The sequence below is a fragment of the Providencia sp. genome (genome assembly GCF_003533305.1).
GTDB lineage: Bacteria > Pseudomonadota > Gammaproteobacteria > Enterobacterales > Enterobacteriaceae > Providencia.
In genome coordinates, this window is sequence record NZ_DOEH01000023.1 from 241,748 (window position 1) to 267,383 (window position 25,636).

Sequence of the window (25,636 nt, forward strand, 5' to 3'; positions counted from 1 at the left end):
GCTATAATCAGACCTAATAACAGGTCTTATGGAGTAATAAGATGCCTCATATTATATTGAGTGATGTGACTGCAAGTATCAGTGAATTAAAAAAAAATCCGATGGCAACCGTAGATTCTGGTGAAGGTTTTCCTGTGGCTATTTTGAATAGGAATAAACCGGCATTTTACTGTGTTCCTGCTGATGTTTATGAAAACTTACTAGAACAAATTGAAGATCAGGCTCTTATTGAGATTGTTAAAGAGAGGCAAAATCAAAAATTAGTCGATATCGATTTGGATAGTTATCTATGACTGATGTGTATAAGGTCAAATTTAGAGAAGAAGCAGCCAAAGAATGGAAAAAGCTTGGGGCGACAATCCAAAAGCAATTCGCTAAAAAATTAAAATCACTAATAGAAAACCCTCACATTCCATCAGCAAAACTTAGTGGGATAGCGAATTGTTATAAAATAAAATTGAAGGCATCTGGTTATCGATTAGTTTATGAAGTCATTGATAATGAATTAATTATTATTGTTGTGACCATTGGAAAAAGAAATCGTAATGAAGTGTATGATATCGCTAAAAAACGCTTATAAAGCCTCGGTTTTATAAGGCGTACCTTGATGAAATCTTAACTGCCATTGATTGGCTGGATTTCGTAACCAAAGAGATGAACGATTGGTGTGTTTTATTTCTAACCCTTCCTCAAGTTCAAAACTATGGTAATTGATAAGAACGGAATCGTCACCTAGCATAGAACAAGTATAATTTTCTGAGTAGATTTGTTTTGGCTCTTCTTCGCTCAAGCTTGCTAGCGTATCGAGTTTATTGGTCGATACACCTGAGCGGCAAAATTCAAAAAAATCCTCATGTAATATTTCAGCTAAAAAATCTGAATTATGCCTATTGGTTGACGAATGTAGTTTTTTCTCTAGTTCAATCAACAACTCAAAAATTTCATTCATAGTTATAACCGCCCAAGCTGGCGAGCGAGTTGTTGTGCAAGTGCATTTAATGTGTCAGAACCCGTATGAAAATGCATCGCAATTTCCATTTCTTGTGCTGTGGGGAAGCCGTCTTCTTCCGTTAAAATACGATGTTGAGGGAGTTTCGCTCGCACAGGTAGCAAACTCACCCCAAGCCCATCAGTGATGGCGCTTTGGATACCCGCGAGACTAGAACAGGTGTAGGTGATGTGCCAAGGACGTTGTTCAATATCGAGTAACTTGAACATATCATTGCGATATAGACCATTTTCGGGAAACACAATTAAAGGGACAGAATCGGTGTTTAAATGTTCTCGTCTATTGGTCGTCAACCAACAAAGCGGTTCTGGCCAATGATAGTGACTTTTGAATTCACCTTTTCGTTGTTTTACGATAATTAAGTCTAGTTCACCATGTTGATAACGTTGATGGAGCTGGCGACTTAACCCACTTGTTACTTCAAGGCGGATATTGGGATTATCTTGCATAAAAATCGCCAGTGTTGGCGTGACTTGGCCGGAGGCTAAATCTTCAGGAAACCCAAGTCTAATGGTCTGAATAATGGCATTACCCGTCATTTTCATAAAGAAAGTATCATTTAGCGCTAAGATTTTTTTTGCGTAACTTAATAATACTTCGCCAGTTTCAGTTAAAGCCAATATGCGATGTCCTCGGATAAACAGTGGTTGTCCTACTAATGCTTCTAGGCGTTGGATCTGTTGGCTCAACGTTGATTGTGTTGAGTTTAAATGTTGAGAAGCCACCGTAAAATTACCCGTCTCAGCAACAGCCACGAATGTTTTTAACAAAACAAAATTGAGTAATGAATTCATTTTATTAATACCTGAGATTTAATTATTTAATTTCTAAATAGTATATATTTTAAGTAGATTAAAGAGTCCCCAATAAGGAGACAAGTGATGAATGTACTATTTTTAAAGATTAAATGGTTTTTAACAACTAAATGGGCTATTTATTCCTTTGGAATATTCAGTATTTCATTGATACTTATGGTTAAATCTATGGCAAATTCAAACCCTGAACAATTAACGATACTCGCTGAAAAAGGTCAACTTAGTGCGGTGCAACAACGCATTGAACAAGGGGCTGATATCGAACAGCGTGATCCTCGCTTACGCACGCCATTAATGGCGGCCACTCATGCTAATCAAATTGATGTCGCCCGTTATCTTATTGAGCAGGGCGCAGATGTTAATGCGGTAGATGCAATGCAAGACACCCCTTATTTATATGCAGGTGCGCGAGGTTTGCAAGAAATTCTTGAGATGACGCTCAGTCATGGTGCAAATTTAAAAAGTACCAATCGTTATGGCGGTACAGCGTTGATCCCTGCGGCCGAACGCGGACATGTTAAAACCGTGAAAACACTGATTGATGCGGGTGTTGATGTTAATCATGTTAACCGATTAGGTTGGACTGCATTAATCGAAGCGATCATTCTAGGTGATGGCAGTGATAAATATGCCACAATCGTGACGATGCTGATTGAAGGGGGCGCTGATGTTAATCTCGCAGATGCGTCAGGTAATACGCCATTAGTCCTCGCAAAAGATAAGGGTTATCGCCATCTTATCGCGATCCTCGAACGTTCAGGCGCTAAATAAGGCGAGATAAACAGTTTTGTAGCAGAACATTAGCAGTAGGAATAAGTGGGTTAATGAATAAACCAATTGCATCATCGTTAGGCTTAGTCGCCACTATTATCTTAGTTGGCATTAACTTACGACCTTTTATGACAGGGCCGGGGCCAGTTATTGACGATATCATCCGAACGACAGGGATGAGCTATCAAGATATTTCGTTATTGACCTTATTACCAATGCTACTTATGGGCGTTGGTGCGCTGATTGTGCCCGCACTGAATCGGCGTTTGGGCGAGCGCCTTGGTATCAGTATAGCGATGCTATTACTGCTATTGGGATCATTTACGCGACTCTTTGTCACGACAGGCTCTGCGCTATTATTGACGGCTTTTTTGTGTGGCCTTGGCGCGGCTTATATACAGGCTGTATTTCCGGGGATGATTAAGTCTCGATTTCCCAAAAAAATGGCCACAATGACCGGGCTCTATTCTGCAACCTTGATGGTGGGCGGGGCAATTGGCGTACAGTTAACGCCAATATTGTCGAAAACATCAGGACATTGGCAGCAGGCATTGGCTTGGCTTGCTCTTCCTGCATTGATTGCGCTTATCGCTGTGTTGATAAATATTCGGTCCACTAGCGCGATGTCTGATACTGGGCAAAACTCGATATGGATTTTTCTCACTAAACCGCGAGCATGGCTGTTAATGATAGGGTTTGGTTTAGTGAATGCAGGTTATGGCACGGTAGTGACTTGGTTGGCGCCTTTTTTCCAAGAGCAGGGGATGAGCGCACAAAAAAGTGGTTCTTTTGTTGCGATGTTAACTGTTTTTCAAGCGGCAGCTGCATTGATGATCCCGGTCTTGGCTTCCCATAATATTGATCGCCGCTTTTGGTTAATGATGACGCTAATCAGTCAAGTGTTAGGATTTGCCGGGTTGATGCTATTGCCTAATTTTGTGCCACTTGTCTGGGTCGGTTTATTGGGCTGTGGGCTTGGGGGTAGTTTTGCCTTGACGATTATTACGTCACTCGATCATTTACCCCATCCGGCAAGCGCTGGGGTATTAACCTCATTGATGCAGGCGGGTGGCTTTATTATTGCGGGTTTTGGCCCTTTATTAGCGGCTTGGGTGCATCAAGTTAGCCAAGGTTTTGGCTGGGTATGGGCAATACATATCGTGATGGTGTTAATAACATTATTATTGTTTTTGCGTTTGAATCCACAAGGCTACAGCCGGATTTTTAGCGTAAAGTGAATAATTTCATAGTACATGATGCAAATGATAATCATTGTTATTTTCTTGTTTCTTTGTCAAGTTAGCTGCAAATTTGTTCATCTTTTAAAGAGCCATTATGCAGCAACGCATCGAAGAAAAACTCAGTCTTGCCCACTCAAATCGTGAAGAACGACAAATAGGACAACATATCCGTATCTGTCGTGGCGAATTTTTAATCGCAAATGACCTTAGTATTGATGAAGAGCAAAATGCAGGACTTAAAATTGTCGCGATTCACCAAGGTGGAATGGGCTGTCGCAGTAGCGAGAACATGGTAAAAAGGCCTTTATGGTATGGGGCGCATCAAAGTTATTGAACCTGTAACCGTGATCGTCTATGCCCGTGATAGCTGGTGGGATGTGAAAACGCCAACTGCGAAATTTACCGAAGATGGACGAATCACCCCCTATGGTGGCGTGATTTGGGACTTTGCACAAGACTGGTCGCTGTATGGTAGCTATTCGACGGTTTATCAGCCACAAACTGGCAGAACGTTGAGCGGTAAAATGCTCAAGCCGGTAGAAGGTCAAACCCTTGAAGGTGGGGTGAAAGCTGGTTTGCTAAATGGCAGTCTGAATTTATCCGGTGTGATTTATCAAATCGATATAAAAAATAATCCACAAATCGACCCTGAACATCCATCAGGCGGATTTAATAATTATTTTGTCAGTGGCGGCAAAGTACGTAGTCAAGGTTTTGAACTTGAAGGTGTTGGTTTTATCACGTCGTTTTGGGATGTATCAGTCGGTTATACCTATACTGACACCAAATATCTTGATGATAGCCTTTGTCGCATTATTAGTGACATTGTCCCATTATCGTTATATGCAACGGTTACAGATAAAAGAAGTTTAAATTTTGTATTAACATTATATTTAAAAACTGACTTCAGCTATATACTGAAGTCAGTTTTAGTTAGTGGCTGAATATGAAATATTTAGCACTATGGTGATAATTTAAAAGAAATTTCCTTTTGTAAGTCACTTTCTTGGCCTCGTTGTTCAAGAAAATAATTTAAATCACATTGCAAAACATTGGCAAAGATACAAAGGCGATAAATAGTGAAGTTTTGTGTTCCACGTTCATAACGCGAAATTTGTTGTTGACTCAATCCTGTATTTTGACCAAGTGTACTCGCACTCCAACCTAACGTTAGGCGTCTTTTGCGAATAAGTTGGCCAATATGGTCATTTTTAATGTTACTATTATATTTTTTCATGGTTTTTCTCTTATTTATATAGCGTTATTGCTATTAGTTATATTTATAGGAAGCGAGCTTCCATTATTATTTTGTGTAATTTTATTTGTACTTAATTTTATTTCTTGATTAAGGTCGTTTTCATAAATAGATTGTTCTCTATTGAGTATAAATAGACCGATAATAAAAATGGCTAGTGCAATAAAGGAAACAACAAAACCAAATAGATGCGATAGTTTTCTATTGATATAAAATAATGATTGTGTCTTTAATGGGAATGCCACATCAGAAAAAGACAAAAATAATATAATCATTCCCCAATGTAATGCGGATAAAAGGAATGGATATTTTATATTGCTATAAATAATCATAGGAGTTATTGATAGGATTATAGCTAAAGAATAACCATTCCCGTTTTCTTTGTATTTTATAAACGATTGAAAAGCTATGTAAACTCCTCCAGTTAGAACGAGGGACATAAAAATAAGGTTAATATACCCCCCCGTCATAATCCAAAGAAATATTTCATTGTGTGAGCGTGGAGTGATAAAATATTGTATATTTAAAAAAGGTAATGTTATTTTGTTATGATTGCTTTCCTGTAATAATATATCGCTCCATAACTCATAAGGTTGTTCAAAAAATAAAGTCATAGAAAAACGTAATATTTGATTAAGATAAAATTGATTAACAAGAAAATCATCTATACTTTCAATGCGTTCATTTATGAGATAAGCGCTCATCAATAACGCAAAAAAAATAATCAAATAACTGCCAATGAACCTAGCCTTGTTTTTTTTGTAAAAAAGAAAAGTGAAAATAAACATGCAAATGATAAAAATAAGTATAGATGTTATCGCTTGAAATAAAATAATCATTAAAGTGAAAATAAATATTAAAATGCCAATGGCAGTAATGCGGAATTGTTCATTTCGTTTGGATGATAGCCTAAATTGCGATAATATTAATGTTGTTAATGATAATAAACAGGCGGTAGATATGTTGATTGATAGCACATTAATATGCTGAGACAAACCATTTGAACGCATTTCCTCTGCAAAATAAAAAGCATCAGATTCAAATAAATATTGGTAAAAGGCTAATATTGCCTGTATGCCAACTACTGCAATGTAACCGTAGATACAGAAAAACTGTATTGACCATTTATTCTTAAGTTGTAAGCCCACAATATAAAATAATACGCCACCAGTAATACCTGACCAATACCAAAGGTCAAGTTCCTGATTAGCTTTTTTTGAAAATATTAAACTCACTACTAAAATAATTAAGGCTAAACAATAACAAAGAGCAGGTAAGGTAATCACAATTCTACTTTTTCGATAGGCAACACTAAAGGCTACGCTGGCGATGATTAAAATAATCGCCAGCCAACTAATGATGTTTTGTAGTAACGCTTGGCGTAAACTACTTAAACTATCGATGTAAATTATATTGGCTATATTCCAAATGATATATATACCAATAAAAATTGCACGTGAGAATTTAACCATTTTATTATTTATTCATTTGTCGTTAAGATTATAAATAAGTCGCAATTAGCCAAGCGTTTCCTTTATACTTTCCTGGCTTAGCATTGGAGCCTGAAATACGACTTTCAATTTGAATTGTTTTGATTTTATTGATATTAGCAACGAAGCTTTTTCCACGCTGATTACTTTCTGCATCATATAATGTTAATTCAGAGTAAATGGTATTACTACCTGACTTTAATGGAACACGTTTTTGAGGGTCATTATCGGTAGCGTAATCTAAGCTGAATTTAGCTTTTACTGCTTTATCATTATTGCACTGATAAGTTATAGTTCGGATTGCTTTACTCCCGAATTCAGCCGCATCCAAGATCTTATGGTCAATATTTAAATTATCAATACTTGATTTACAGTCTGAAGGGAAATTAATCATTGAGCTTGTTAACTCTATTTTTATTGTTGCACTATTTTCTGATATTGGACTCATATTAGGCTTATAAGTATCTTGGAACATCACTGAATAGCCTGCAATCGTTGCTTGTGGAATTATTATTTTACCATCAATAGGAATGGTTTTAACAAAAACTCTAATTTCAAAAGGGAAAAGAGTTTTGAAATTAGAGGGATCTAAAGGACCTGTATTAGAAATAGAACAACCAATAGAAGGTATATTTACCCATTGAGTTGTTAAAGATTTGCTGGAGTACATCGTAACATAAGTATTAGAATTTATTTTGTATACGTCGTATCCATTAATAGTGAAGCCTGCTTTTGGTATATATGAAAATATACGATGATAAGCATATTTTGCATCTAAATAGCCGGGGCCTAAAACATAGTCTGTACGACAATTAACCGTACCAGTAGCTTGTGATGTATTTTCATTAACGATAATTCCTTCTTGATTGGGTGGCGTTATAGAATAATATTTTTCTCCATTACTTCCTGTTATTAAAGAATTATTAATTTTAGCATTGTAAGAGGATAAATTTATTATATAGCTACCACCAGTATTAGTGTAACGAGTTAGAGCATGAGATAAATTACTATAGAAAAATAGCAATATGAGTATCGAAATTAAGGGAGTTATTTTTACCTTTTTCACTGTTCCAGCCCTATATTAAATATAATCAATCATGAGAGAGATAGCGGCTCGAAATGGGCCGCCTTGCAAATCTTCAATTTTTTTATCTGTGACGAGTTGTGCTTCTATCGCGAAGAAACCTTTTGAATCATTAGTTGTTGGTATGATTTTTTTCCATTCATAAAAAGGAAGAGAGGAGACTTGGCCCTCTTGGACGAAACGAATTCCTAGTCCGTCAATGTTGGTTGTAAGTACAGGTATACCGTTAATCAAGGCGGTGTCACCATCTTTAGGTGAGAGATACATTTGTAAGCCTTTTTTTACATCGCATTTTTCGATTACAAGCTGGAATGTTTTTTTTGTTTCTGGAATTCTTTCAGCATTGACATCTGAAAAATTTACTGTCAGTTCTTTTTCACCATTAGTACTTGTCACGACACAAGCAGGACTAATAAGTGTTGCCTCTAAGGTAATGTAAACGTCGCTGTAGGTGATTGCGGGGAAAAATAGCAAAAATAGTGCAAAGTTACGTATTATATTCATTGGGATTTTCCTTATATATAGTCTAGGTTAAAAGTCACCAATGCTGAAAAATCACCCGGTTTTAGACGATCAATCCAAGGTTTTTTTGCATATACACCGAGAAGCAAGGTATTAACTGAATCTTTACCGACTTGAGTGATTTTACTGATATCAATAGGTACATTAAATTTGAGTTCTTTACCCTCATTATCAGTTAATGCTAATAAAATGTTGGTAACACCATTTGTCATTACATAACTGATCCCATTATTAGTTATTATTTTTTCAGAGCTTAGTGTAATTTTAATCGTTTTATTCATAGCCATCGTAGTGCAGTTAACAATATCCAATTGAAAAGGTTGAATATCTGAGCGTCCTAGGTTTTCCAACGTAGAGAATCGTAAGTTAGGGAGGGTAATTTCTTTTTTAAGTGCGTCGTCGGATAATTTGCAGCCGTTAGTGAGTAAATTACCCTCAAAATTAACTACTAAACCATTTGCTAAACTATTATTTCCTACCAACAATAGTAGGTAAGCACCTAGTATTAACGACAAAAATTTAGTCATAATGCATCTCCAAACGATAATTAAAATTGTTGGCGATAACTGAGAATGAAAAAATATTATCTAAAGGTGGTGCTGATAGCACATGCTTCGTTTTCTCTGAAACAAGAGAAAATGGAAGCCAAAGGTGCTTTTTTTGCGTTATCGAGATGCAATGAGTAAAATTTGTACTGATTCGATAAATCGGTTCGCCGCTCAGATTAATACCAAGCTGCGTTGCGACTCGTGGTAGGCACGGAGACATCGCAAAATGATACATAACCGGGGTATTTTGTGGCGTAATTGCAGGTGCCGTTGTGGGTATTATCAGCATCCATAACCCTAATTGATGTATTTTCATGCTAACGCTCCTTTTCATTTTATGTGAATTATTTGGTCACACTGCATTGTGTGGCTTGGCATTTAAATGCGAGCGTTGGTTTACCGCCGTAATCATTGATATAGGTTAAATGAGGTGTCGTCAGTTTCGCTGATTTAAATGTATGTGTTGATTTTGGTGCGATCATCACCGCTTCAAAGTCGGTTTCTTCAGAGAATTTTTTGCTGTTACCAAAGCCAATGACAGTGATATGAAAAGGTGTTGAATTATTTAATTGGTAGCCTTGTGCGGATTGCGTCAGTGTTAATTGATTGGTCCACTCTTTCTTGCTTTCGGCCACAATTGCTTCCGGGCGATAAAACAGTTTAACTCGGCTTTGTAAGGCGATCTGCAATACGCCAGCCTCTGTTGATGTAGGCGGAATTTCCCTTAAGTTATAATAAAATAGTGACTCTCTATCCTGAGGTAATTTTGCAATTTCAGGGCTCGTACTTAAACGAACAATACTGCTTGATTGTGGTTCCATTCTTTGGATAGGTGGCGTAGTAACAATAGGACCCGTGACTAATTTTTTGCCTGCTGCATTTTCCAACCAAGATTGGGCAAGATAAGGTTGTTCTGCATTATCATTACGGATAGTAATATTGGTAGATTGCTGATTACCATCAAAAATAATACGGGTACGATCAAGAGTGACCGCGGCTTGTGCAATACTAATTGCACCAATAATTGTTATTAAGCCTGTGGCACGAATTAAAAAAGGTAAATTAAATTTCATCTTAGTTCTCTTGTTTAACGACAAATTAAGGTTGGGTAAATTTCTGCGGTATCGGCTAAATTTGGTACTTCAGCACTACAACGTTGTTTATTTCCCCAGTAAATATTTAATATTTCTTGTGGTGTTACACCAACAATCCAGGTTATGCCTTGCTCACCAACGATGCCTAGTTCAATATTATTTTTATTGCGAACGCTGGCACCAAATGGTGGATAGGAGTCATCGGCTAATTTTAAGCGTGCAAAGGTTTTTTTCCCTGTAATGACATTTAAACGGCGATAGCCAATTGCACCTTGCGTTAATGTGACATCGGTCATGGTGTCTAAGGCTTCAACGTTTGCGGGTAACTTGCTGGTATTAATTGATGCAGTTGTTTTTCTATAGCCGCCAACATTGGGTAATACAGCTAATCCAAAGTAGTTAGTTTTGTATACTCCACCATTTAAAGGTACGCCGGATGCACCAGGGGTTTCGACGACTAAGCGGGTACCACCATAGGCGGCTTGATGCATGGCAATACCATCTGGTATTAAGGTGATCCCCCCATTTATTGAACCGCCGACACTGTGATATTCGTTCGGAACATAACTGGCATTGGCGGATACTGACGCATAAGGTAAGTTTTGATTCATGTAACCACTAAAACTGCTTTGGGCTTTTTGCGATTGCGTTGTTTGATAGCCAACATTTAAACTGTAATTACGCTGGTCGTCATAGCCGCTATATCCGACGTTGTGTGTAGAACTTCTTTGCCCATTTTGCGACTGAGAGTAACCTTCAGAAAAACTGAGACTACTTGATTGGCTTAACGGAACACTAAGATATAGACTTAACGCATCATCATTGTAGCCAGCACGTTTAGAACGTGTTGCAGATGCAGTTAAACTGAGGTTTTTTAAACCCACTGAGGGCAAATCAAATGACGTAGTTAAATAGGCGCTATATTGTTCTTCAGCTTGGCTATTCCAGTAAGTGTTGTAGTTATAATTCCCACCAAGGGAGAAGTTATCAAAATATTTATTGATATTAATCTGATAGCTTTCTTTTTGTGCTTGAATACTCGTATCAGAGCGGCGCTCTTCTAAACTCTGTTGTAATGTACGATAGGTTTCATCTGAAAATCGATACCCTGCGAAGGTAATATCGGTACGCGCTTCATCAAAGGACTTGGAATAACTTAATCGATAGCTGCGCCCTGATAATATTTTATTTATTAATTGAGAATGTGACTGAGTGACATCAAGAGACAAACTTCCAAAAGTAAATAAATCACGCCCAAACCCGATTGATAGTGCTTGGTAGTTTTTAGAAAGAACTGAGCCGCTATATATTGACCAAAGGTTATTTAGTCCATACGAAAACTCTCCAGATGCAGTTAAATCGCCTTCAAGTTGACGGCCTTCATAGCGTGGCTTTCCGATTGCAAATTTATATCGAATTTGGCCTGGGCGCGTTAAATAAGGCAGTGCTGCTGTCGTCATAGTGAATTTTTGTTCTTCACCATTTTCTTCACGCACGGTGACATCAAGCGTGCCTCGAATTGAACTGTCTAGCGTTTGTATTTGAAAAGGGCCAGCGGGTACGGTAGTTTCAAATACAATACGATCACGACTTCTCACGGTTACGGTAGCATTAGTTTTTGCGATACCAATAATTTCCGGCGCATAGCCCGTTAATTTTGGTGGCATCATATTTTCATCGGTTTCTATTGAAAGACCAAGATATTGCCAAGACTCAAGCATTGGAGAATAAAAGTAGTTCTCTCCAAGTGTTAAAATAGCCGCAATTGTTTTTAACGAGCGATAAGCATATATACGACTGAGTACGGCATCACTTGTTTTACTATTATAATCCCCAGTTGTTTCTCGGTAATTAGCTTGATAATCTGCTCGTGCTCGCCAAGCACCAGCGTTAATTCCGGTTGTGCCATTAGCGGAAACATAGGTTTCCTTTAAACCGATATTTCGGCGAGTTAAAGAACCGGTTATATTGTAATCAAATAAAAATCCCATGACGCCATCTTCCCAGCGTGATGGTGGTACCCAGCTTGGGTCGCTATATTCTAAATAACTTTGTGGTATCGTTATTGATAGCGTTAGCGTCGATAATTCAACGCTTAAAACTGCACCTTCTAGTGCTGATAAATCAAGACATTGGCCGTTATTGTTGTATTTAACTAAATTAATAACGTCTGGTTTTAATCCGAGTGCAGTTAAAGTATCTGCAGGTATACAAACAGCATTAAATAAAGATTCTTCTGGAGACTGAAGAGGGCCAATCTTAATATCTTGAGCATTCCCAAGTCGCTCATTGTTTACTTTTATCGTTAGATGGTAAGTGCCAGGCATAACGAAGCCGGCCTGAGAAAACTGGCTAAAATCGATATTCTGTGCATCTTCAGTGTCTAACATATCGGTATTGAATTCGACGGAATAAGCAACCGTAGGAATTGCTGATATGAACGAAGCAAGAATTAAATAAGGAATTATATTAAATTTAGCCATATTTTTTTATTAAGTTATTAAATTGTTTTTTATTTGCGATTAATTATATTAATGTGTTTTCTTTTTCATTGTTATTAATTTTAAAAGATTTTTTGCTTGTTAATTTGTTAGTTGTTTTTTAATTTTAAAAGATTTTTAATTATTCTTTTAGTTATGTTGCAATTATATACATTTTTTTTTGTTTGGTTGGCTTCTGGTTGTGTATATTTAGTATTGCCTGATTTAAAATTGTTAATCATATGGTTTATGTTGTTTGGTATATGACATAATAATATTATTGACCATAATAAATATATTATTTTCATTATTAACCTTTTTATAGGGAGGGATAATACTCCTCCCTAGTGAATAGTTAATTAAAACTTACTCGTAAGCAATTTTGAAGTCAGCGATAGAACTGAAGTCACCTTCTGTAACTGGTGCGGCACTATCGACAATTTTAGTTTGTGCAGTAAATTCAAGCACGTTTTCGCCTTTCTGATTACGAATTTGGTTCATAATTGATTTTGCTTCATCGAATTTGAAGTTTTTAATTTGGATACCTATGTTACTTGCTGTACCACTAACATCTAAAAATTCTTTATCTTTGCCTGCGTATTGTTTGCCACCAAAAGTGATCTTCATGTCTTTAACCGCAACCCATTTGTCTTCACCATCTTTACTAAATTCATTAAAGTTACAGTCTTTTAACTTAATAGTGATGTCTTTTTCTGAAGCTGCACCTGCTTCTAAAGCTGCACGAGATAGTTGACCGAATGAAATTTCTTGTTTCAGGCTATCCGCTTCAATATTACAAGGAGAGTTAACTACTTGACCAGTGAAACGGATTTCACCATTGTCATCAGACATAGCAAAAGTAGATAACGCTGATGTAGCAACTAAAGTTGCAACGGTTAGGGCAATTTTATTTAATTTCATTTTGTATAATCCTTAAAATATTTATCTTAGTAACACCCTATAAATAAGGGGGCCTCAGTTATAGGTGTAAATCTAAATGTCCAAAGTGGACTTCAATTACTTAATTTCAATTACACAATGCTAGTACTTATCGAGTACGGTAGCGTTACGTGTTATTAGTCATTTTCGACGAAGAGAAGTTTATACACTTAATGAGTGAATTGGAATATTATTTCGTTATTTCAATGTAACTAAGTGTATTATGCTTATTTTTATTTTTTAAATGATTATTTTAATGTTTTAATTCTGATTTAATGTATGAATAAATATTAAAAAATTGCATTTCTAAGGTGATTTAAGGTTGTTTAATATGAATTGAGGCGCGTTTTTTGAAATAAAATGATAAACGCATCAAATTAAGGGTATTTGATGCGCTTTTTTGAATTTATAGGAAGGAATTAAATGGCACAAATAAAAAGAGGGGTCAGGTTTTCTTCAAAAATATAGTAGTTATCACTGAGTTTTTTAATTTCAACTAAAAAAACTTGGTTTAGTTGAGGAACACCTAATAGGCTAATTTTATTGTTGAGTTGATCGCTAGGTGCAATGGCTATGTCTTTTACCCGTGCAAAAATTTTTTCATCTTGTTTTTTATAGTTTATTAAAAATTTACGTGAAATAAAATATTTTTGATTATCGTAGTCCATTTCACCTGTTATTAATAGATACACATAGTTGGAATCATTTACATTGGGTATTAGGCTAAACAAATAAGAACCATTAACATTTTTGTTATTATCTAAATATTGTATTTTTACTGCTGAATGACAATCAGGTATGGGATAATTATTGTATTTTTGATACAAAATAAGTGAAATTAACATTATTGTAGTAAAAAACAATACAATGATTTTAGTCGTTTTTTTATTTAACATAGATATTATCACAACTTATAGTTGTACTGTTTTTGTCGGGAGTCGGACAATATGATAAAAATAATGAATTATTATTTTTAGTTTTATCGTCAGTGCTAGTTCCTATATTATAGTAAAAAAGCGTAGCCGGTATTGTACAATCAATGTTTAACTTAAGTAGTTGCTCTTGTAAGGTGGTGAAATTGATTATCTTTGTATCGGGTTTATGATAGCTATTAATATAGCGGATGCTACATTGATCTATCTTTCCTACCTCAGGATATTCTGTACGGCTAACAAAAAAGTAACTTTTAAATAAGTAGAGTAAGCAAAAAATGATAATCACAATAAGTGTAACTTCGAGGTATCGATTATTGAGGATATAGGATTTTTTTGTGTTGCTAGGTTTAGATTGAGTTTCTACAGAGGGTAAATCTTGGGTTTCTGTAGTGAAACTTAATGTATTTTCATTAATGCTTTCCTTTATATTTCCTTCTACCTCATTTTCCTCATTTTTTTCTGTATCTTCAAATTTCAGTGAAGCTGAAAATTTGATACCTACTTTAGGAATAGTAGTAATAATTTCCTCATCAAGAAAGGAGGATAAATGGCGACGCAAAACAGAGACACTACTGTTTAAGTTATTATCAGAAACAACTTGATTATAGTCGTCCCAGACGCGTTGAAGTAGCGTTTCCCTATCGAGGACTTCATCATTATTTTGAACGAGTACTAATAATAAGCGATTTAAGGTCGTCGTTAATTTTATGGCGTTATTAACGTCGTCAGTGTACAACAGCCCCTGATGGCTATCATAGATAATGTGGTTATTAATAAAATATTTCATTTTAGGATTGGTTTTTTTATAGTAATAAACAACTGTATGGAGTTAGTTTATACCTGAAATTTGAGATGTGTCAATAAAACCAAATAGGTGTAAATCTTTAACTTATTTTAAATCAATAAGTTATTTTTTATTTATATAATTTAAAAGTTTTATTTATGAAGTTAATTTTTCAATAATGGCATTTAGATGAAATAAAAAACCTCTTTAAAAAAGAGGTTTCTTTGTAACTCAATAACTTAGTAAATTATTTTATTAACGTTAAGTTAATTTGTTGTTTCTAAAATCTGGTGCATAACCGGATGAAATTTACGTTTGAAGTAAACTAAGCCATGACCTTCATCATTGACGATGATTTGTTTCATTTCAACCATGTAGACGGAATGCGTACCGATATCTTGTACTTGCGTTATCTCGCCTTCTAAATTGGCTAGGGCATTTCTTAATTGTGGTTGCTGTAAAATGCCTTTATCCCAAACGTTCCAGCCGAAACGTTCTTCCATTGTAGAACCTTTCATGCCGGCGAAATGACACGCCATATCTTCTTGTTCATGACTAAGCACGTTAACACACAGGCGGCCATTCTTTTGAAAGACCGCATTCATTGCACTGTTGCGGTTAACACAAACCATCAAAGTCGGTGGCGTATCGGTAACCGAACAGACAGCAGTTGCTGTAATACCGCAACAGCCTTCAGTACCATCAGTGGTGATGACGTTAACTGCGGCACCGAGACTTGCCATCGCATCTCTGAAACGTAGGCGATGTTCATTTTCTAAAGACATATTGACCTCCTGTGTTGCCGATTATTTCAGCAACAAATCTAACTGATTAATATCGTTGTTGTTATGTAAATGAGGGCGTTTCCAACCGTGCTGATCGTAATCAGATAGGCAACGGTCAACCATATCAGTCATCGCTTTCATGTTGCCAGAACCTTGTGCATGACGCAGACATTGCAGACGAATTTCATCTTGGCTACCTGCATAGTTAATTTCATACAGTTCATGACGACCACCGAATTCACTACCGATAGCATCCCACATTAATTTTAAAATTTTGATACGTTCCACGTGATCCATACCATTAGAACCGCGAACATATTTAGCCAGATATTTATCTATCTCTGGATTATTCATATCCCGAACACTTGATGGCAGGTAAATCAAGCCGCTCGTGACGTTACTTTCTATTATATTCTTGATTTTCGTGTAGGCCATTGGTGCCATTACGCGATAAGTTTGAATTGCTTGGGTATCTGGTAAGTATGCTCCACCTTCCCAAGCCTTGGCTTCAGAGGTCATGGCATCGGTTAATGACCAGAATAAATTACGCCATGCAACAACTTCACCTAAGTCTGCTTGAACACCGCGGAAATCAAGTACCCCAGTACATTCAAGGCTTTTTTGTAGTAAGCCAGTAATGAAATCTAATTTAACGGCTAAACGAACGCAAGCTTGTAATGGAAATAGGCGTGCGAATCCGCCTTGTACTGCCCAGTTACGCGCGCGGTCGAAATCACGGTAAATTAAAACGTTTTCCCATGGAATCAAAACATGATCCATAATCAAGATGGCATCGTTTTCATCAAAACGGCTTGATAGGGGATAATCAAATGGAGAACCTGTTGCACCAGCGACTAATTCATAAGACGCTCGTGAAATTAATTTCACTCCATCAGCATCCATTGGCGCGACAAACATCAGTGCAAAATCAGGGTTATCGCCCATAACTTGTGCTGAGCCAAAACCGATAAAATTATAATGTGTTAACGCTGAGTTAGTGGCGACCACTTTTGCACCGCTGACGATAATACCTGCATCAGTTTCTTTTTCTAGTTTTATATACACATCTTTAACTTCATCGGCAGGTTTATGGCGGTCGATCGGTGGGTTAACAATGGCATGGTTAAAATATAAGCCACTTTCTTGAATACGCTGATACCAAGTTCGTGCATTGTCTGCGAACTGGCCATAATATTCAGGATTTGCCCCTAAACAACTGGCGAATGCCGCCTTATAGTCTGGAGTGCGTCCCATCCATCCATAGCTTTGGCGTGACCAGTCTGCAATGGCGTCGCGCTGTTGGCGTAGTTCGTCAGCACTTTTGGCGAAGCGGAAGAATTTATGAGTATATCCGCCGTTGCCTGTGTCGGTGTTCCAGCAAAGCTTGTCATGAGTCGTACTATCATGGAGTGCATCATATAATTGTCCTATGGAAGCTGCGGAATTACGAAATGCTGGGTGAGTAGTCACATCCTTAACACGTTCACCGTAGATATAAATTTCACGGCCATCTTGGAGACTTTTTAGGTACTCTTGACTGTTAAAAGGGCGTTTAGCATCGGAACGAAAATCTTCGGGTTTCATGTTTACCTCGTTATCTCACATAGAGGGCTTGCGGCTGTAGGGTAAAGGTTGCAAGCGATAATGTTAATTTTATGTTTATTTTGTGTTTCTTAATTGAATCGCTTTTTGAGGTGATTTTAAAGAGACTTTCGAAAGGTTTACGGGTACTTTTCGTTGAAATAGATGATTTGTGATAGAACTGTGATCATGACGATGTTTCTATATTAATGTAATTGTTGTTTTTAAATAAATGTTGTTATTTATTAGCGTATTACTGATTTTTTTATATTAATGAATAGGGTTTTTTCATATTTTTATAGTATATTTTTTGTGCTTTATCTTCATTTTTAGTCGGTGGGTAATCAAGATAAATGATATTTAAAAATAATTACATAAAACATCAAAAATGTTTTTAATATGTAAAATTATTTGATGGAAAATAGAAGATGGCATAGATAAGTGTTAAATCGGGGGTGTTAATGAATATTTTGCTCACGCCATTGGCTTGGGGAGCTACCTACTAAGCGGTTAAAGAATCGAGCAAAATAAGCGGGATCTTTGAATCCAAGTTGATAAGCAATCTCTGAAACTGGACTATCCGAAAAGATTAGCATGCGTTTGGCTTCTCGCAATATTCTATCAAATATCAATCGCTTAGGTGGCCTGTTTGCAAATCGGCGACACATATCTTTAAGCCTTGATTCTGTGACTCCCAATTTTTGAGCATACTCAGGAACAGTAAGGTGTTGCTTATAATATTGGTCAATAAACTGGTTAAAACGTTGAAATAGACGGTGTTCACCTCGAACTCCCGTGATGTGGTGGTCATCAAGGGGAATCGATCTTAACAAAAAAGTAAATAAGGCTTGAGCTAAGGATGAAAGGACTTGATCTCGGCCTTTATCAGTATTAGCCGATTCTCGTGCCATTAATGCCCAGTAATGACTAAACGTATGAATATCATCGGGTTTATCAGCAACAGATAAACAAATAGCAGGAACCTCAACAAGATCACGATTGGTGGGATAAAGGGACTCAAGTAAAGGTGATATTAAGTCTTGGCGCACTGTTAAAACATGGCCATCAGTATCTTCTTGAGTAAAAAAGGCATGAGCCACAGAAGGGGGAGTTAAAATAAATAATGGCGCCTGCACTGAATAACGGGACTCATCAAGCTGCAAAGTGATATGGCCAGTTTCAAGATAATGAAGCTGGAAAAAACCATCGTGGCGATGTGCCTGCATATCACGACCAAAAAAAGCGGCCATGTTGCCGAAGGTTTGGTAGTGGACGTCGTCGTTGCCTTGGGTTTCGTCGTAGTCTGTGCCTAAATCGATATTCGCTATTATACCCTTCATTCTTCTTCCTGTAGCGTTGTTGGCTGCGTTCAGTTACTCGGGTCACATACTTTTGTATGCTCCTCGAGGTAACTTCGCTTGCCGCCTAGCTACAACTCGAATTGTTCTTCATTCTTCAAGTCGCAGTGTTGTTGGCTGCACAAGATAACCCTAGTCACATACTCGTGTATGCTCCTAGGGATTAGCTTGCTTGCCGCCTAGCTGCAACTTGAATTATTTTGAACAACATTTAGGGAGGGCTAAATAAATTCAATTTTTTCAAATTATTGCAGCATTCAGTTTTTAAAATTCGACCGTTACTATTTTACGGTGTTGCTCTTGGGCGTGATTTTTTCATTGGGATAGCGATGACGATCAGTGCGCCGATAACCAGTAAACCGGCCACAAAGTAGAGGCCAGAGTTGAAGCTACCTGTTTGATCTTTCAGCCAACCAATCAATAGTGGACTCACGGCTGAACCTATATTACCTGTTGCATTGATAACCGCAATACCGATTGCGCGAGCGCGGAAACTGATCGACTGGTCAGGTGTGGTCCAAAAAACAGCCATGGCCGTAAACGACCCGGTTGATGCCATAATGATCCCAAGTAATTGGATCATCGGGTGGCTCGTCATAGCCGCTAAGATCCAACCTGCGGCGGCAAATAAGAACGGCAAGGCAGTATGCATCTTTCGTTCTTGCAGACGGTCAGAACGCCGACTCCAATAAATCATACCGAGAATAGTACAAAATTGCGGAATAGCCGTAAGTAAGCCGATCATGGCATTGCTGCTACCTTGATTAAAGCTTTGCATAATTTGCGGCGTCCAAATATTAATGGCGCTTAGGGTATTGGTTAAGCAGAAATAAGCGACGGTATACATCAATATTACTGGGGTGAAAATTTCTTTCCACAAACTCGTGTTTTGCAGTGCCGTTTGGCTTTTAGAACCATGGGGTTGTACAAGCTCAAGCTGATCTTTATCCATCATCTCTTGTAACGTGTCTTTATCTTCTTGAGTTAACCATTTGGCTTTTTTAGGTGAATCATCTAAATAGAACCAAACTAGCCCACCAAGGATCACAGAAGGGAAACCTTCAAGTAAGAACAACCACTGCCAGCCCTTAAGATTTAGAACCCCATCCAAACCTAGAATATAACCGGACGCGATAGAACCAAATGCCATAGTTACTGGCATCGCAATCATAAATAAGGCATTGGCACGAGCGCGGAAATAGGCTGGAAACCAATAGGTTAAATACACTAAGATACCTGGTAAGAAACCCGCTTCAGCAATACCGACCAACATGCGTAATACATATAAACTGGTCGGCCCCGTAGCAAACATGGTGGCAGTTGAGGCGATGCCCCAAAGTACCATAATGGTGGCTATCCAGCGGCGTGCGCCGACAATACCCAGCATAATATTGCTAGGAATACCAAAAATAACGTAAGTGACATAAAACAGTGTTGCGGCTAAGCCAAACATAGTGGACGACAGTCCAATATCTTTGCCCATAGTGAGACCCGCAAAGCCAATATTAATGCGGTCTAAGAATGAAAAAACAAATAATACAAATAAAAAGACGATGAGACGTTTAAATAATTTATTAATGACCCGTTGTTGTGGCTCAGTTAAATTTTTATGTTGCTGAGCGGGATTATCGCCAGCGGTATGTTGTGAATGACTCATTGTAGACCCTCAATTTTATGCATTGAAAGCAATATCCATTTTTATTCAACATACTGTTATATCAGTGGTATTTAGTATTTTCTAATCCTGTTTTTTATCGGTGACTAGTAAAATATATTGACCGCCTGACGATAACTTAAATGATAACTTGAATTAATTTGGCTATATTAAGGGCGCAGAAAAACCCCTAGGCTGCGATAAAGCGCCTGCTTTGCATTGTTGAATGTTGTTTTTTTCTAATCTTCTAAATAAACCGTTTGTAGGGTTGGGTTATTTAAAAGTTCTCACTACTGCCTCATGTCCTATTTGTTAATAAACGCTAGGAGAACTTGAGGTAATTCCTGATACTGTTTTACCAAATTTAGCGGCAAGTGCTTCTGCTGAACGAGCTAGCAATGTGGTGTCAACGCCGACGGCAACAAAAAGTGCACCGAGTTTAATATAGTGTTCAGCAATATCGGGCGCAGCCATGAGAATGCCCGGCGCAATACCTGCTGCGCGAATTTGTGTTATCGCTTTTTCAATCGCCGCTTTAACTTCCGGGTGATTTGGATTACCGGAAAAACCCATATCAGCACTGAGATCTGCCGGACCAATAAAGACGCCATCAACCCCTTCAACTTGTAATATTTCAGGTAAATTTTTAATAGCTTCACGGGTTTCTACCTGCACAATCACACACATCTCATCATTGGCGCGTTGCAGGTAATCAGGTACACGATTCCAGCGTGATGCACGCGCTAATGCGCTGCCAACACCACGAATACCGGCTGGTGGATAACGCGTCGCACGTACTGCTTGTTGGGCTTGTTCTGCATTTTGTACCATAGGTAGCAATAATGTTTGCGCACCGATATCTAACAGTTGTTTGATAATAACAGGGTCATTCCACGGTGGACGTACAACGGGTTGAGAAGGGTAGGCAGCGATAGCTTGTAACTGAGATAATGTTGTTTGGATATTATTAGGCGCATGTTCGCCATCAATTAATAACCAATCAAACCCCGCCCCTGCCACTAATTCAGCGCTGTATGGGCTACATAATCCAAGCCATAAGCCGATTTGTGGCTGACCGCTTTTTAGTGCCGCTTTGAATTTATTGTGTAAGATATCCATGGCAATTTCCTTAAACGAAACGGCAGCTAATTGAGCCCATTACGCCGTAGTCAACGTGGAAAACATCTCCTCGACGGGCAGGAACAGGGCGCGTAAATGAACCACCAAGAATGATTTGGCCGGGTTCAAGTTCAACATTGTGTGGTGCCAGTTTGTTGGCTAACCATGCAACCCCATTAGCGGGATGGTTAAGCACTGCTGCTGCTACACCAGACTCTTCAATGACACCGTTGCGATACAGTAATGCACTGATCCAACGCATATCGAGATCGCGCGGTTTAATCGGTCTTCCACCTAAAATAACCGCAGCATTTGCAGCGTTATCGGAGATAGTGTCGAAGACTTTACGTGGGCGATTTGTTTCTGGATCGACATTATGACAACGGGCATCGATCAACTCTAACGCAGGGATCACGTAATCGGTCGCGTTATAGACATCAAATATTGTACAGTTAGGACCACGTAGGGGTTTCGCTAATACGAATGCCAATTCAACCTCGATGCGCGGAACAATAAAGCGGTCAATGGGAATATCACAACCATCATTAAAAAACATATCGTCGAGAAGCGCGCCGTAATCAGGCTCATCAATTTGCGAGCTAGCCTGCATGGCTTTTGAGGTTAAACCAATTTTATGACCTTTTACGACGCGTCCTTCTGAAAGTTTCAATCCAACCCATTCACGTTGAATTGCATAGGCGTCTTCAATGGTTATCTCTGGGTGGTCCAGTGAGATTTGACGGATTTGCTCACGGGTTTTTTCAGCCTGGTTTAGGCGGTGGGCAATCTGTGAAATCATTTCTTTCTGTAACATTGTTAAGGCTCCAGGCTACTCTTCATACTTCGCATTACAGCGTTGTTGGCTGCGCGCCTTAACCCTAGTCACATACTTATGTATGCTCCTAGGGATTAACGCGTTTGCCGCCTAGCTGTAATACGAATTATTTTGAGTAACATAATTTAGAGAGCGATTTTTTAATTAGCTCTAAGTTGAAATTATGTATATTTCTAACTGTATACTTGTATTTCTTCAAAAATAGCCCATAACTTCACTAGTGGGATAGCCCACCAAAGCAGAGATATTTCACTTCCAGATAATCTTCAATTCCGTAGCGTGAACCTTCACGGCCTAGTCCTGATTGCTTGATGCCGCCGAATGGAGCGACTTCGTTTGAAATAATGCCTTCATTAATACCGACCATGCCGCTTTCTAATGCCTCTGCAACGCGGTAGATTCTGCCGATATCTCTTGAATAAAAGTATGAGGCCAAACCAAATTCAGTGTCATTGGCAAGAGAAATGGCTTCTTGTTCGTCACGGAATTTAAACAGCGGTGCTAACGGACCAAAAGTTTCTTCTTTTGCAACTTTCATTGATTTGGTGACGCCAACTAAAACTGTCGGCTCAAAAAATAATCCACCTAAACTGGCGGGTTTTCCACCTGCAATAACTTTTGCACCGTGGGAAACCGCATCAGCGATATGTTCACTAACTTTATCAATTGCAGCTTGGTTAATCAGAGGGCCTTGTTCTGAATCTGCTTGAGTGGCAGGGCCAATTTTTAGGGCGCTCACGGCTTTAGCTAGACGAGCTGCGAATTCATCGTAGACACCTTCTTGCACTAAAATTCGGTTAGCACAAACGCAGGTTTGTCCGCTGTTACGAAACTTAGCCGCTAATGCGCCTTGAACTGCTGAATCTAAATCTGCATCGTCAAAGACGATAAATGGCGCATTGCCGCCTAGTTCGAGAGACATTTTCTTTACGGTATCAGCACATTGCGCCATCAATAATTTACCGACGCGCGTCGAACCGGTGAAAGTTAATTTGCGGACAATTGGGCTAGAGGTAAGCACGCCACCAATGGCTTGTGCATCAGTACCTGGCACAATATTGAATACGCCTGCAGGGATCCCAGCTTCTTCGCCTAGGGCAGCTAAAGCCAGTGCAGATAACGGTGTTTCGGCCGCAGGTTTGAGTACCATAGTACAACCGGCAGCAAGGGCTGGACCGACTTTACGGGTGATCATTGCATTTGGAAAATTCCAAGGTGTGATAGCCGCAACTACACCAACGGGCTGTTTGATGGTGACTAAGCGACGACCGGGTAGGGGAGATGGAATCGTTTCTCCATAGGTGCGCTTGCCTTCTTCGGCGAACCACTCGATGAAACTTGCGCCATAAGCAATTTCACCCATTGATTCAGTGATGGACTTGCCTTGCTCGGTACTAAGTAATTGCGCTAATTCTTTTTGGTTATCCATCATTAAACGGAACCATTTATTCAGGATTTGGCTACGTTCTTTAGCACTTTTAGCCCGCCAAGCGGGGAGTGCCTTTTGCGCCGCATCAATAGCATTTTGTGTTTCTAATGCGCCCACATTACTGACTTTGGCAATGATTTCGCCGTTGGCTGGATTGGTGACATCAAAAACAGCTTTATCGTTCGCATCAACCCATTGGCCGTTTATATAAGCCTGTTGACGGAATAATGTTGAATTAGTATTTATGCTCATTTTTCGTTTTTCTCCGAAGACACCGAGTGAATTTGTGCGTGAACATTTTTAGCTGACAAGCGTTGGCTTGTGAAACTCAGTCCGGCACAAATTGCCATAACGAGTGCCATAGCAAATGGGGATTTATCCTGTAATACAGAAACTGCAACACTGGCAAGTGCCGCCAATGCAAATTGAATTGAAATTGCTAACGCACTGGCGCTACCGGCGATTTTTCCGCGATGTTGCAGTAACAATGATAAGCTGTTGGTGCCGATGGCATTAACCATTGATAGGAACAGCACAACTAGGATAACAATAATAGACAGGCTTTGTTGGTAGAAAATGAGCAATAACACGCCAAAAAGTAATTGAATCCCACTTTGCATACCGAGTATGCGATTTAAGCTATACACCTTGAGCAACCTGACATTGAGCAATAGCATCACAATCATACCTAATATATTGCAGCCAAAAAGCAGGCCATAATACTGCTCAGAAACACCAAAATAGTTAATATAAACAAATGGAGAGCCACTGATAAAAGCAAACATACCGGCGAAAGAGAACGCCATCGTGCCAATAATGCTCATGGCCTCTTTATCGGTGATAATTTGGCTGTAATTGCGAAAGGCCACTGCAATTAAATTTTGCTTTCCTTGTTCATGCACTAAGGTTTCAGGAAGGAGTAAAAAAATCGTGCATACAGACGTTAAACCAATCAGTGCAAGAAGATAGAAAATCACTTGCCACTGAAAATGGATCAATAAAAAACCGCCAAGCAACGGTGCGAGTAAAGGCGCAATCATGGTGACTAACGTCATTAATGATAAAACCCTAGGCAGTTCGTTAGATGGATAAACATCTCGAGCAATTGCCCTTGCCATTACAATAGCTGCGCCACTTCCAAAAGCTTGTAACGCTCTGAAAATAATTAGTGAATTAGCATCAGTCGCTTGCGCGCACAACAGGCTTGCGATGGTAAAAATAGCCAATCCACTTAATAACATTTTTCGGCGGCCTAATAAGTCACTTAAGGGACCATAAAACAGCATGCCGACACAAAAACCTGCAAAGAAAGCCCCAAGGGTATATTGCATTTGGTCTTGTGTTGCTTGTAAAGCTAATCCCATTTGCGGAAGAGCCGGAAGGTACATATCAATCGATAAGGGGCCAAAAGCGACAAGGGAACCGAGTAGCGGAATAAGCCATTTAGGTATTTGCTGATCGAATTTAGTCACCATAACCGCCCCTTATTACTGATGTTATTTATAACGTTTTACGCCATCATGATTTAAACAATGCATGAACATTGTTTTGCTTATAATTCAGTACAGGATCTAACTCTTCCATGGTGAAAGATAGGGCAAGGTAGCGTTTCGTCATCAAATCAGCAAAATGCGCTTTAATCAGTGTGAACAGCATTTCACCTGTTTTTTGTCTATCTTCAAGGGAACGGCCTGCCCCAATTTTTAGCGTCATATGGACAAAAGCATAATCTTGCTTGCCGTCTGCCATTTGCCAAGTATCTAACCAAATAGCGCGGCTACGAATACCGGCTAATGGAAAAATACCCGTGCCTGCTAATGCTTCATTGATTTTAGCAAATAGCGTTGGTAGCGCCGCTTCATCACGAATATTATCAGTACATTCAGCGTAAAAATGAGGCATGTTAAT

28 protein-coding genes are annotated in these 25,636 nt (G+C 38.6%); 6 read left to right on the plus strand and 22 right to left on the minus strand.

Features of this window, described 5'->3' with window-relative positions:
• Nucleotides 1-41 precede the first annotated feature (41 nt).
• Complete coding sequence (locus tag DD649_RS15500; protein WP_336430932.1) at nt 42-293, plus strand: type II toxin-antitoxin system Phd/YefM family antitoxin; 252 nt, start codon at nt 42-44, stop codon at nt 291-293.
• Nucleotides 290-580 (plus strand): type II toxin-antitoxin system RelE/ParE family toxin, encoded by a 291-nt coding sequence (locus DD649_RS15505; protein WP_294108569.1) that lies wholly within the window; start codon nt 290-292, stop codon nt 578-580. The genes DD649_RS15500 and DD649_RS15505 overlap by 4 nt, the downstream gene beginning before the upstream one ends.
• Here DD649_RS15505 and DD649_RS15510 read toward each other — a convergent pair.
• Both DD649_RS15510 and DD649_RS15515 read right to left on the minus strand, forming a co-directional pair.
• Nucleotides 575-949 (minus strand): DUF4440 domain-containing protein, encoded by a 375-nt coding sequence (locus DD649_RS15510; RefSeq protein ID WP_294108571.1) that lies wholly within the window; start codon nt 947-949, stop codon nt 575-577. The two genes, DD649_RS15505 and DD649_RS15510, sit on opposite strands and share 6 nt — an antisense overlap.
• Before the next feature lie 2 nt (nt 950-951).
• Nucleotides 952-1,803: a LysR substrate-binding domain-containing protein gene (locus DD649_RS15515; RefSeq protein WP_294108572.1), complete on the minus strand. Its 852-nt coding sequence runs from the start codon at nt 1,801-1,803 to the stop codon at nt 952-954.
• 87 nt (nt 1,804-1,890) lie between these two features.
• Here DD649_RS15515 and DD649_RS15520 point away from each other — a divergent pair, with 87 nt between their 5' ends.
• From DD649_RS15520 to DD649_RS15535, 4 genes are all read left to right on the plus strand, one after another.
• Entirely contained in the window at nt 1,891-2,595 is a 705-nt protein-coding gene (locus DD649_RS15520) for an ankyrin repeat domain-containing protein (RefSeq protein ID WP_336430933.1), read from the plus strand.
• Between the two features lie 53 nt (nt 2,596-2,648).
• A complete protein-coding gene (locus tag DD649_RS15525; RefSeq protein WP_336430934.1) occupies nt 2,649-3,833 on the plus strand; it encodes a cyanate transporter in 1,185 nt (394 codons plus the stop codon).
• Nucleotides 3,834-3,930: 97 nt separating this feature from the next.
• Nucleotides 3,931-4,170 (plus strand): hypothetical protein, encoded by a 240-nt coding sequence (locus DD649_RS15530; protein ID WP_336430935.1) that lies wholly within the window; start codon nt 3,931-3,933, stop codon nt 4,168-4,170.
• Complete coding sequence (locus DD649_RS15535; RefSeq protein WP_336430936.1) at nt 4,148-4,780, plus strand: TonB-dependent receptor; 633 nt, start codon at nt 4,148-4,150, stop codon at nt 4,778-4,780. The genes DD649_RS15530 and DD649_RS15535 overlap by 23 nt, the downstream gene beginning before the upstream one ends.
• A 17-nt stretch (nt 4,781-4,797) precedes the next feature.
• Here the strand turns inward: DD649_RS15535 and DD649_RS15540 are convergent, their stop codons facing one another.
• From DD649_RS15540 to DD649_RS15635, 20 genes are all read right to left on the minus strand, one after another.
• A complete protein-coding gene (locus DD649_RS15540) occupies nt 4,798-5,073 on the minus strand; it encodes a helix-turn-helix transcriptional regulator (RefSeq protein WP_294108583.1) in 276 nt (91 codons plus the stop codon).
• 14 nt (nt 5,074-5,087) lie between these two features.
• Entirely contained in the window at nt 5,088-6,563 is a 1,476-nt protein-coding gene (locus tag DD649_RS15545) for an O-antigen ligase domain-containing protein (protein ID WP_294108585.1), read from the minus strand.
• A 28-nt stretch (nt 6,564-6,591) separates the two neighbouring features.
• Complete coding sequence (locus tag DD649_RS15550) at nt 6,592-7,647, minus strand: adhesin (protein WP_294108586.1); 1,056 nt, start codon at nt 7,645-7,647, stop codon at nt 6,592-6,594.
• A gap of 15 nt (nt 7,648-7,662) precedes the next feature.
• A complete protein-coding gene (locus DD649_RS15555) occupies nt 7,663-8,169 on the minus strand; it encodes a type 1 fimbrial protein (protein WP_294108588.1) in 507 nt (168 codons plus the stop codon).
• Between the two features lie 11 nt (nt 8,170-8,180).
• Complete coding sequence (locus DD649_RS15560; RefSeq protein WP_294108590.1) at nt 8,181-8,714, minus strand: fimbrial protein; 534 nt, start codon at nt 8,712-8,714, stop codon at nt 8,181-8,183.
• Nucleotides 8,707-9,051, minus strand: coding sequence for a hypothetical protein (locus DD649_RS15565; protein WP_294108593.1), 345 nt, complete (start codon nt 9,049-9,051; stop codon nt 8,707-8,709). The genes DD649_RS15560 and DD649_RS15565 overlap by 8 nt, the downstream gene beginning before the upstream one ends.
• 28 nt (nt 9,052-9,079) lie before the next feature.
• Nucleotides 9,080-9,808, minus strand: coding sequence for a fimbria/pilus periplasmic chaperone (locus tag DD649_RS15570; RefSeq protein ID WP_294108595.1), 729 nt, complete (start codon nt 9,806-9,808; stop codon nt 9,080-9,082).
• Nucleotides 9,809-9,822: 14 nt separating this feature from the next.
• Nucleotides 9,823-12,312: a fimbria/pilus outer membrane usher protein gene (locus tag DD649_RS15575; protein ID WP_294108597.1), complete on the minus strand. Its 2,490-nt coding sequence runs from the start codon at nt 12,310-12,312 to the stop codon at nt 9,823-9,825.
• 363 nt (nt 12,313-12,675) lie between these two features.
• Nucleotides 12,676-13,230 carry a fimbrial protein gene (locus DD649_RS15580; RefSeq protein ID WP_294108599.1) on the minus strand — a complete coding sequence of 185 codons (555 nt, stop codon included), beginning with the start codon at nt 13,228-13,230 and terminating at the stop codon, nt 12,676-12,678.
• Between the two features lie 437 nt (nt 13,231-13,667).
• Nucleotides 13,668-14,144, minus strand: a complete 477-nt coding sequence (locus DD649_RS15585) for a hypothetical protein (protein ID WP_294108601.1) — start codon at nt 14,142-14,144, stop codon at nt 13,668-13,670.
• Nucleotides 14,134-14,919 (minus strand): helix-turn-helix domain-containing protein, encoded by a 786-nt coding sequence (locus tag DD649_RS15590; protein ID WP_294108603.1) that lies wholly within the window; start codon nt 14,917-14,919, stop codon nt 14,134-14,136. The genes DD649_RS15585 and DD649_RS15590 overlap by 11 nt, the downstream gene beginning before the upstream one ends.
• Before the next feature lie 314 nt (nt 14,920-15,233).
• Nucleotides 15,234-15,752 carry a 4-hydroxyphenylacetate 3-monooxygenase, reductase component gene (gene hpaC / locus DD649_RS15595; RefSeq protein ID WP_294108605.1) on the minus strand — a complete coding sequence of 173 codons (519 nt, stop codon included), beginning with the start codon at nt 15,750-15,752 and terminating at the stop codon, nt 15,234-15,236.
• A 21-nt stretch (nt 15,753-15,773) separates the two neighbouring features.
• The gene (gene hpaB, locus DD649_RS15600; RefSeq protein ID WP_294108607.1) at nt 15,774-17,336 is read right to left on the minus strand and encodes a 4-hydroxyphenylacetate 3-monooxygenase, oxygenase component; all 1,563 of its coding nucleotides are present in this window, start codon (nt 17,334-17,336) and stop codon (nt 15,774-15,776) included.
• Nucleotides 17,337-17,791: 455 nt separating this feature from the next.
• Nucleotides 17,792-18,673 carry a 4-hydroxyphenylacetate catabolism regulatory protein HpaA gene (gene hpaA / locus DD649_RS15605; protein ID WP_294108609.1) on the minus strand — a complete coding sequence of 294 codons (882 nt, stop codon included), beginning with the start codon at nt 18,671-18,673 and terminating at the stop codon, nt 17,792-17,794.
• A gap of 304 nt (nt 18,674-18,977) precedes the next feature.
• Nucleotides 18,978-20,348: a 4-hydroxyphenylacetate permease gene (gene hpaX, locus DD649_RS15610; protein WP_294108611.1), complete on the minus strand. Its 1,371-nt coding sequence runs from the start codon at nt 20,346-20,348 to the stop codon at nt 18,978-18,980.
• Between the two features lie 309 nt (nt 20,349-20,657).
• Nucleotides 20,658-21,464, minus strand: coding sequence for a 4-hydroxy-2-oxoheptanedioate aldolase (hpaI, locus tag DD649_RS15615; RefSeq protein WP_294108613.1), 807 nt, complete (start codon nt 21,462-21,464; stop codon nt 20,658-20,660).
• Nucleotides 21,465-21,474: 10 nt separating this feature from the next.
• Nucleotides 21,475-22,278, minus strand: coding sequence for a 2-oxo-hept-4-ene-1,7-dioate hydratase (hpaH, locus tag DD649_RS15620; RefSeq protein WP_294108615.1), 804 nt, complete (start codon nt 22,276-22,278; stop codon nt 21,475-21,477).
• Between the two features lie 238 nt (nt 22,279-22,516).
• Complete coding sequence (locus DD649_RS15625; RefSeq protein ID WP_294108619.1) at nt 22,517-23,980, minus strand: NAD-dependent succinate-semialdehyde dehydrogenase; 1,464 nt, start codon at nt 23,978-23,980, stop codon at nt 22,517-22,519.
• Nucleotides 23,977-25,203 carry a Bcr/CflA family multidrug efflux MFS transporter gene (locus DD649_RS15630; RefSeq protein ID WP_336430939.1) on the minus strand — a complete coding sequence of 409 codons (1,227 nt, stop codon included), beginning with the start codon at nt 25,201-25,203 and terminating at the stop codon, nt 23,977-23,979. The genes DD649_RS15625 and DD649_RS15630 overlap by 4 nt, the downstream gene beginning before the upstream one ends.
• A 43-nt stretch (nt 25,204-25,246) precedes the next feature.
• Complete coding sequence (locus DD649_RS15635) at nt 25,247-25,630, minus strand: 5-carboxymethyl-2-hydroxymuconate Delta-isomerase (RefSeq protein WP_336430940.1); 384 nt, start codon at nt 25,628-25,630, stop codon at nt 25,247-25,249.
• Nucleotides 25,631-25,636 lie beyond the last annotated feature (6 nt).

What these genes read in the sequence shown, in the direction of transcription:
- DD649_RS15570 (WP_294108595.1), bottom strand. Translation starts at nt 9,808, where the DNA reads ATGAAATTTAATTTACCTTTTTTAATTCGTGCCACAGGCTTAATAACA.
- DD649_RS15500 (WP_336430932.1), top strand. Translation starts at nt 42, where the DNA reads ATGCCTCATATTATATTGAGTGATGTGACTGCAAGTATCAGTGAATTA.
- DD649_RS15515 (WP_294108572.1), bottom strand. Translation starts at nt 1,803, where the DNA reads ATGAATTCATTACTCAATTTTGTTTTGTTAAAAACATTCGTGGCTGTT.
- DD649_RS15505 (WP_294108569.1), top strand. Translation starts at nt 290, where the DNA reads ATGACTGATGTGTATAAGGTCAAATTTAGAGAAGAAGCAGCCAAAGAA.
- DD649_RS15560 (WP_294108590.1), bottom strand. Translation starts at nt 8,714, where the DNA reads ATGACTAAATTTTTGTCGTTAATACTAGGTGCTTACCTACTATTGTTG.
- DD649_RS15540 (WP_294108583.1), bottom strand. Translation starts at nt 5,073, where the DNA reads ATGAAAAAATATAATAGTAACATTAAAAATGACCATATTGGCCAACTT.
- hpaX (WP_294108611.1), bottom strand. Translation starts at nt 20,348, where the DNA reads ATGAGTCATTCACAACATACCGCTGGCGATAATCCCGCTCAGCAACAT.
- DD649_RS15530 (WP_336430935.1), top strand. Translation starts at nt 3,931, where the DNA reads ATGCAGCAACGCATCGAAGAAAAACTCAGTCTTGCCCACTCAAATCGT.
- DD649_RS15585 (WP_294108601.1), bottom strand. Translation starts at nt 14,144, where the DNA reads ATGTTAAATAAAAAAACGACTAAAATCATTGTATTGTTTTTTACTACA.
- hpaA (WP_294108609.1), bottom strand. Translation starts at nt 18,673, where the DNA reads ATGAAGGGTATAATAGCGAATATCGATTTAGGCACAGACTACGACGAA.
- DD649_RS15630 (WP_336430939.1), bottom strand. Translation starts at nt 25,203, where the DNA reads ATGGTGACTAAATTCGATCAGCAAATACCTAAATGGCTTATTCCGCTA.
- DD649_RS15575 (WP_294108597.1), bottom strand. Translation starts at nt 12,312, where the DNA reads ATGGCTAAATTTAATATAATTCCTTATTTAATTCTTGCTTCGTTCATA.
- hpaC (WP_294108605.1), bottom strand. Translation starts at nt 15,752, where the DNA reads ATGTCTTTAGAAAATGAACATCGCCTACGTTTCAGAGATGCGATGGCA.
- DD649_RS15625 (WP_294108619.1), bottom strand. Translation starts at nt 23,980, where the DNA reads ATGAGCATAAATACTAATTCAACATTATTCCGTCAACAGGCTTATATA.
- DD649_RS15555 (WP_294108588.1), bottom strand. Translation starts at nt 8,169, where the DNA reads ATGAATATAATACGTAACTTTGCACTATTTTTGCTATTTTTCCCCGCA.
- DD649_RS15510 (WP_294108571.1), bottom strand. Translation starts at nt 949, where the DNA reads ATGAATGAAATTTTTGAGTTGTTGATTGAACTAGAGAAAAAACTACAT.
- hpaI (WP_294108613.1), bottom strand. Translation starts at nt 21,464, where the DNA reads ATGGATATCTTACACAATAAATTCAAAGCGGCACTAAAAAGCGGTCAG.
- hpaB (WP_294108607.1), bottom strand. Translation starts at nt 17,336, where the DNA reads ATGAAACCCGAAGATTTTCGTTCCGATGCTAAACGCCCTTTTAACAGT.
- DD649_RS15535 (WP_336430936.1), top strand. Translation starts at nt 4,148, where the DNA reads ATGGGGCGCATCAAAGTTATTGAACCTGTAACCGTGATCGTCTATGCC.
- DD649_RS15635 (WP_336430940.1), bottom strand. Translation starts at nt 25,630, where the DNA reads ATGCCTCATTTTTACGCTGAATGTACTGATAATATTCGTGATGAAGCG.
- DD649_RS15580 (WP_294108599.1), bottom strand. Translation starts at nt 13,230, where the DNA reads ATGAAATTAAATAAAATTGCCCTAACCGTTGCAACTTTAGTTGCTACA.
- hpaH (WP_294108615.1), bottom strand. Translation starts at nt 22,278, where the DNA reads ATGTTACAGAAAGAAATGATTTCACAGATTGCCCACCGCCTAAACCAG.
- DD649_RS15545 (WP_294108585.1), bottom strand. Translation starts at nt 6,563, where the DNA reads ATGGTTAAATTCTCACGTGCAATTTTTATTGGTATATATATCATTTGG.
- DD649_RS15565 (WP_294108593.1), bottom strand. Translation starts at nt 9,051, where the DNA reads ATGAAAATACATCAATTAGGGTTATGGATGCTGATAATACCCACAACG.
- DD649_RS15520 (WP_336430933.1), top strand. Translation starts at nt 1,891, where the DNA reads ATGAATGTACTATTTTTAAAGATTAAATGGTTTTTAACAACTAAATGG.
- DD649_RS15525 (WP_336430934.1), top strand. Translation starts at nt 2,649, where the DNA reads ATGAATAAACCAATTGCATCATCGTTAGGCTTAGTCGCCACTATTATC.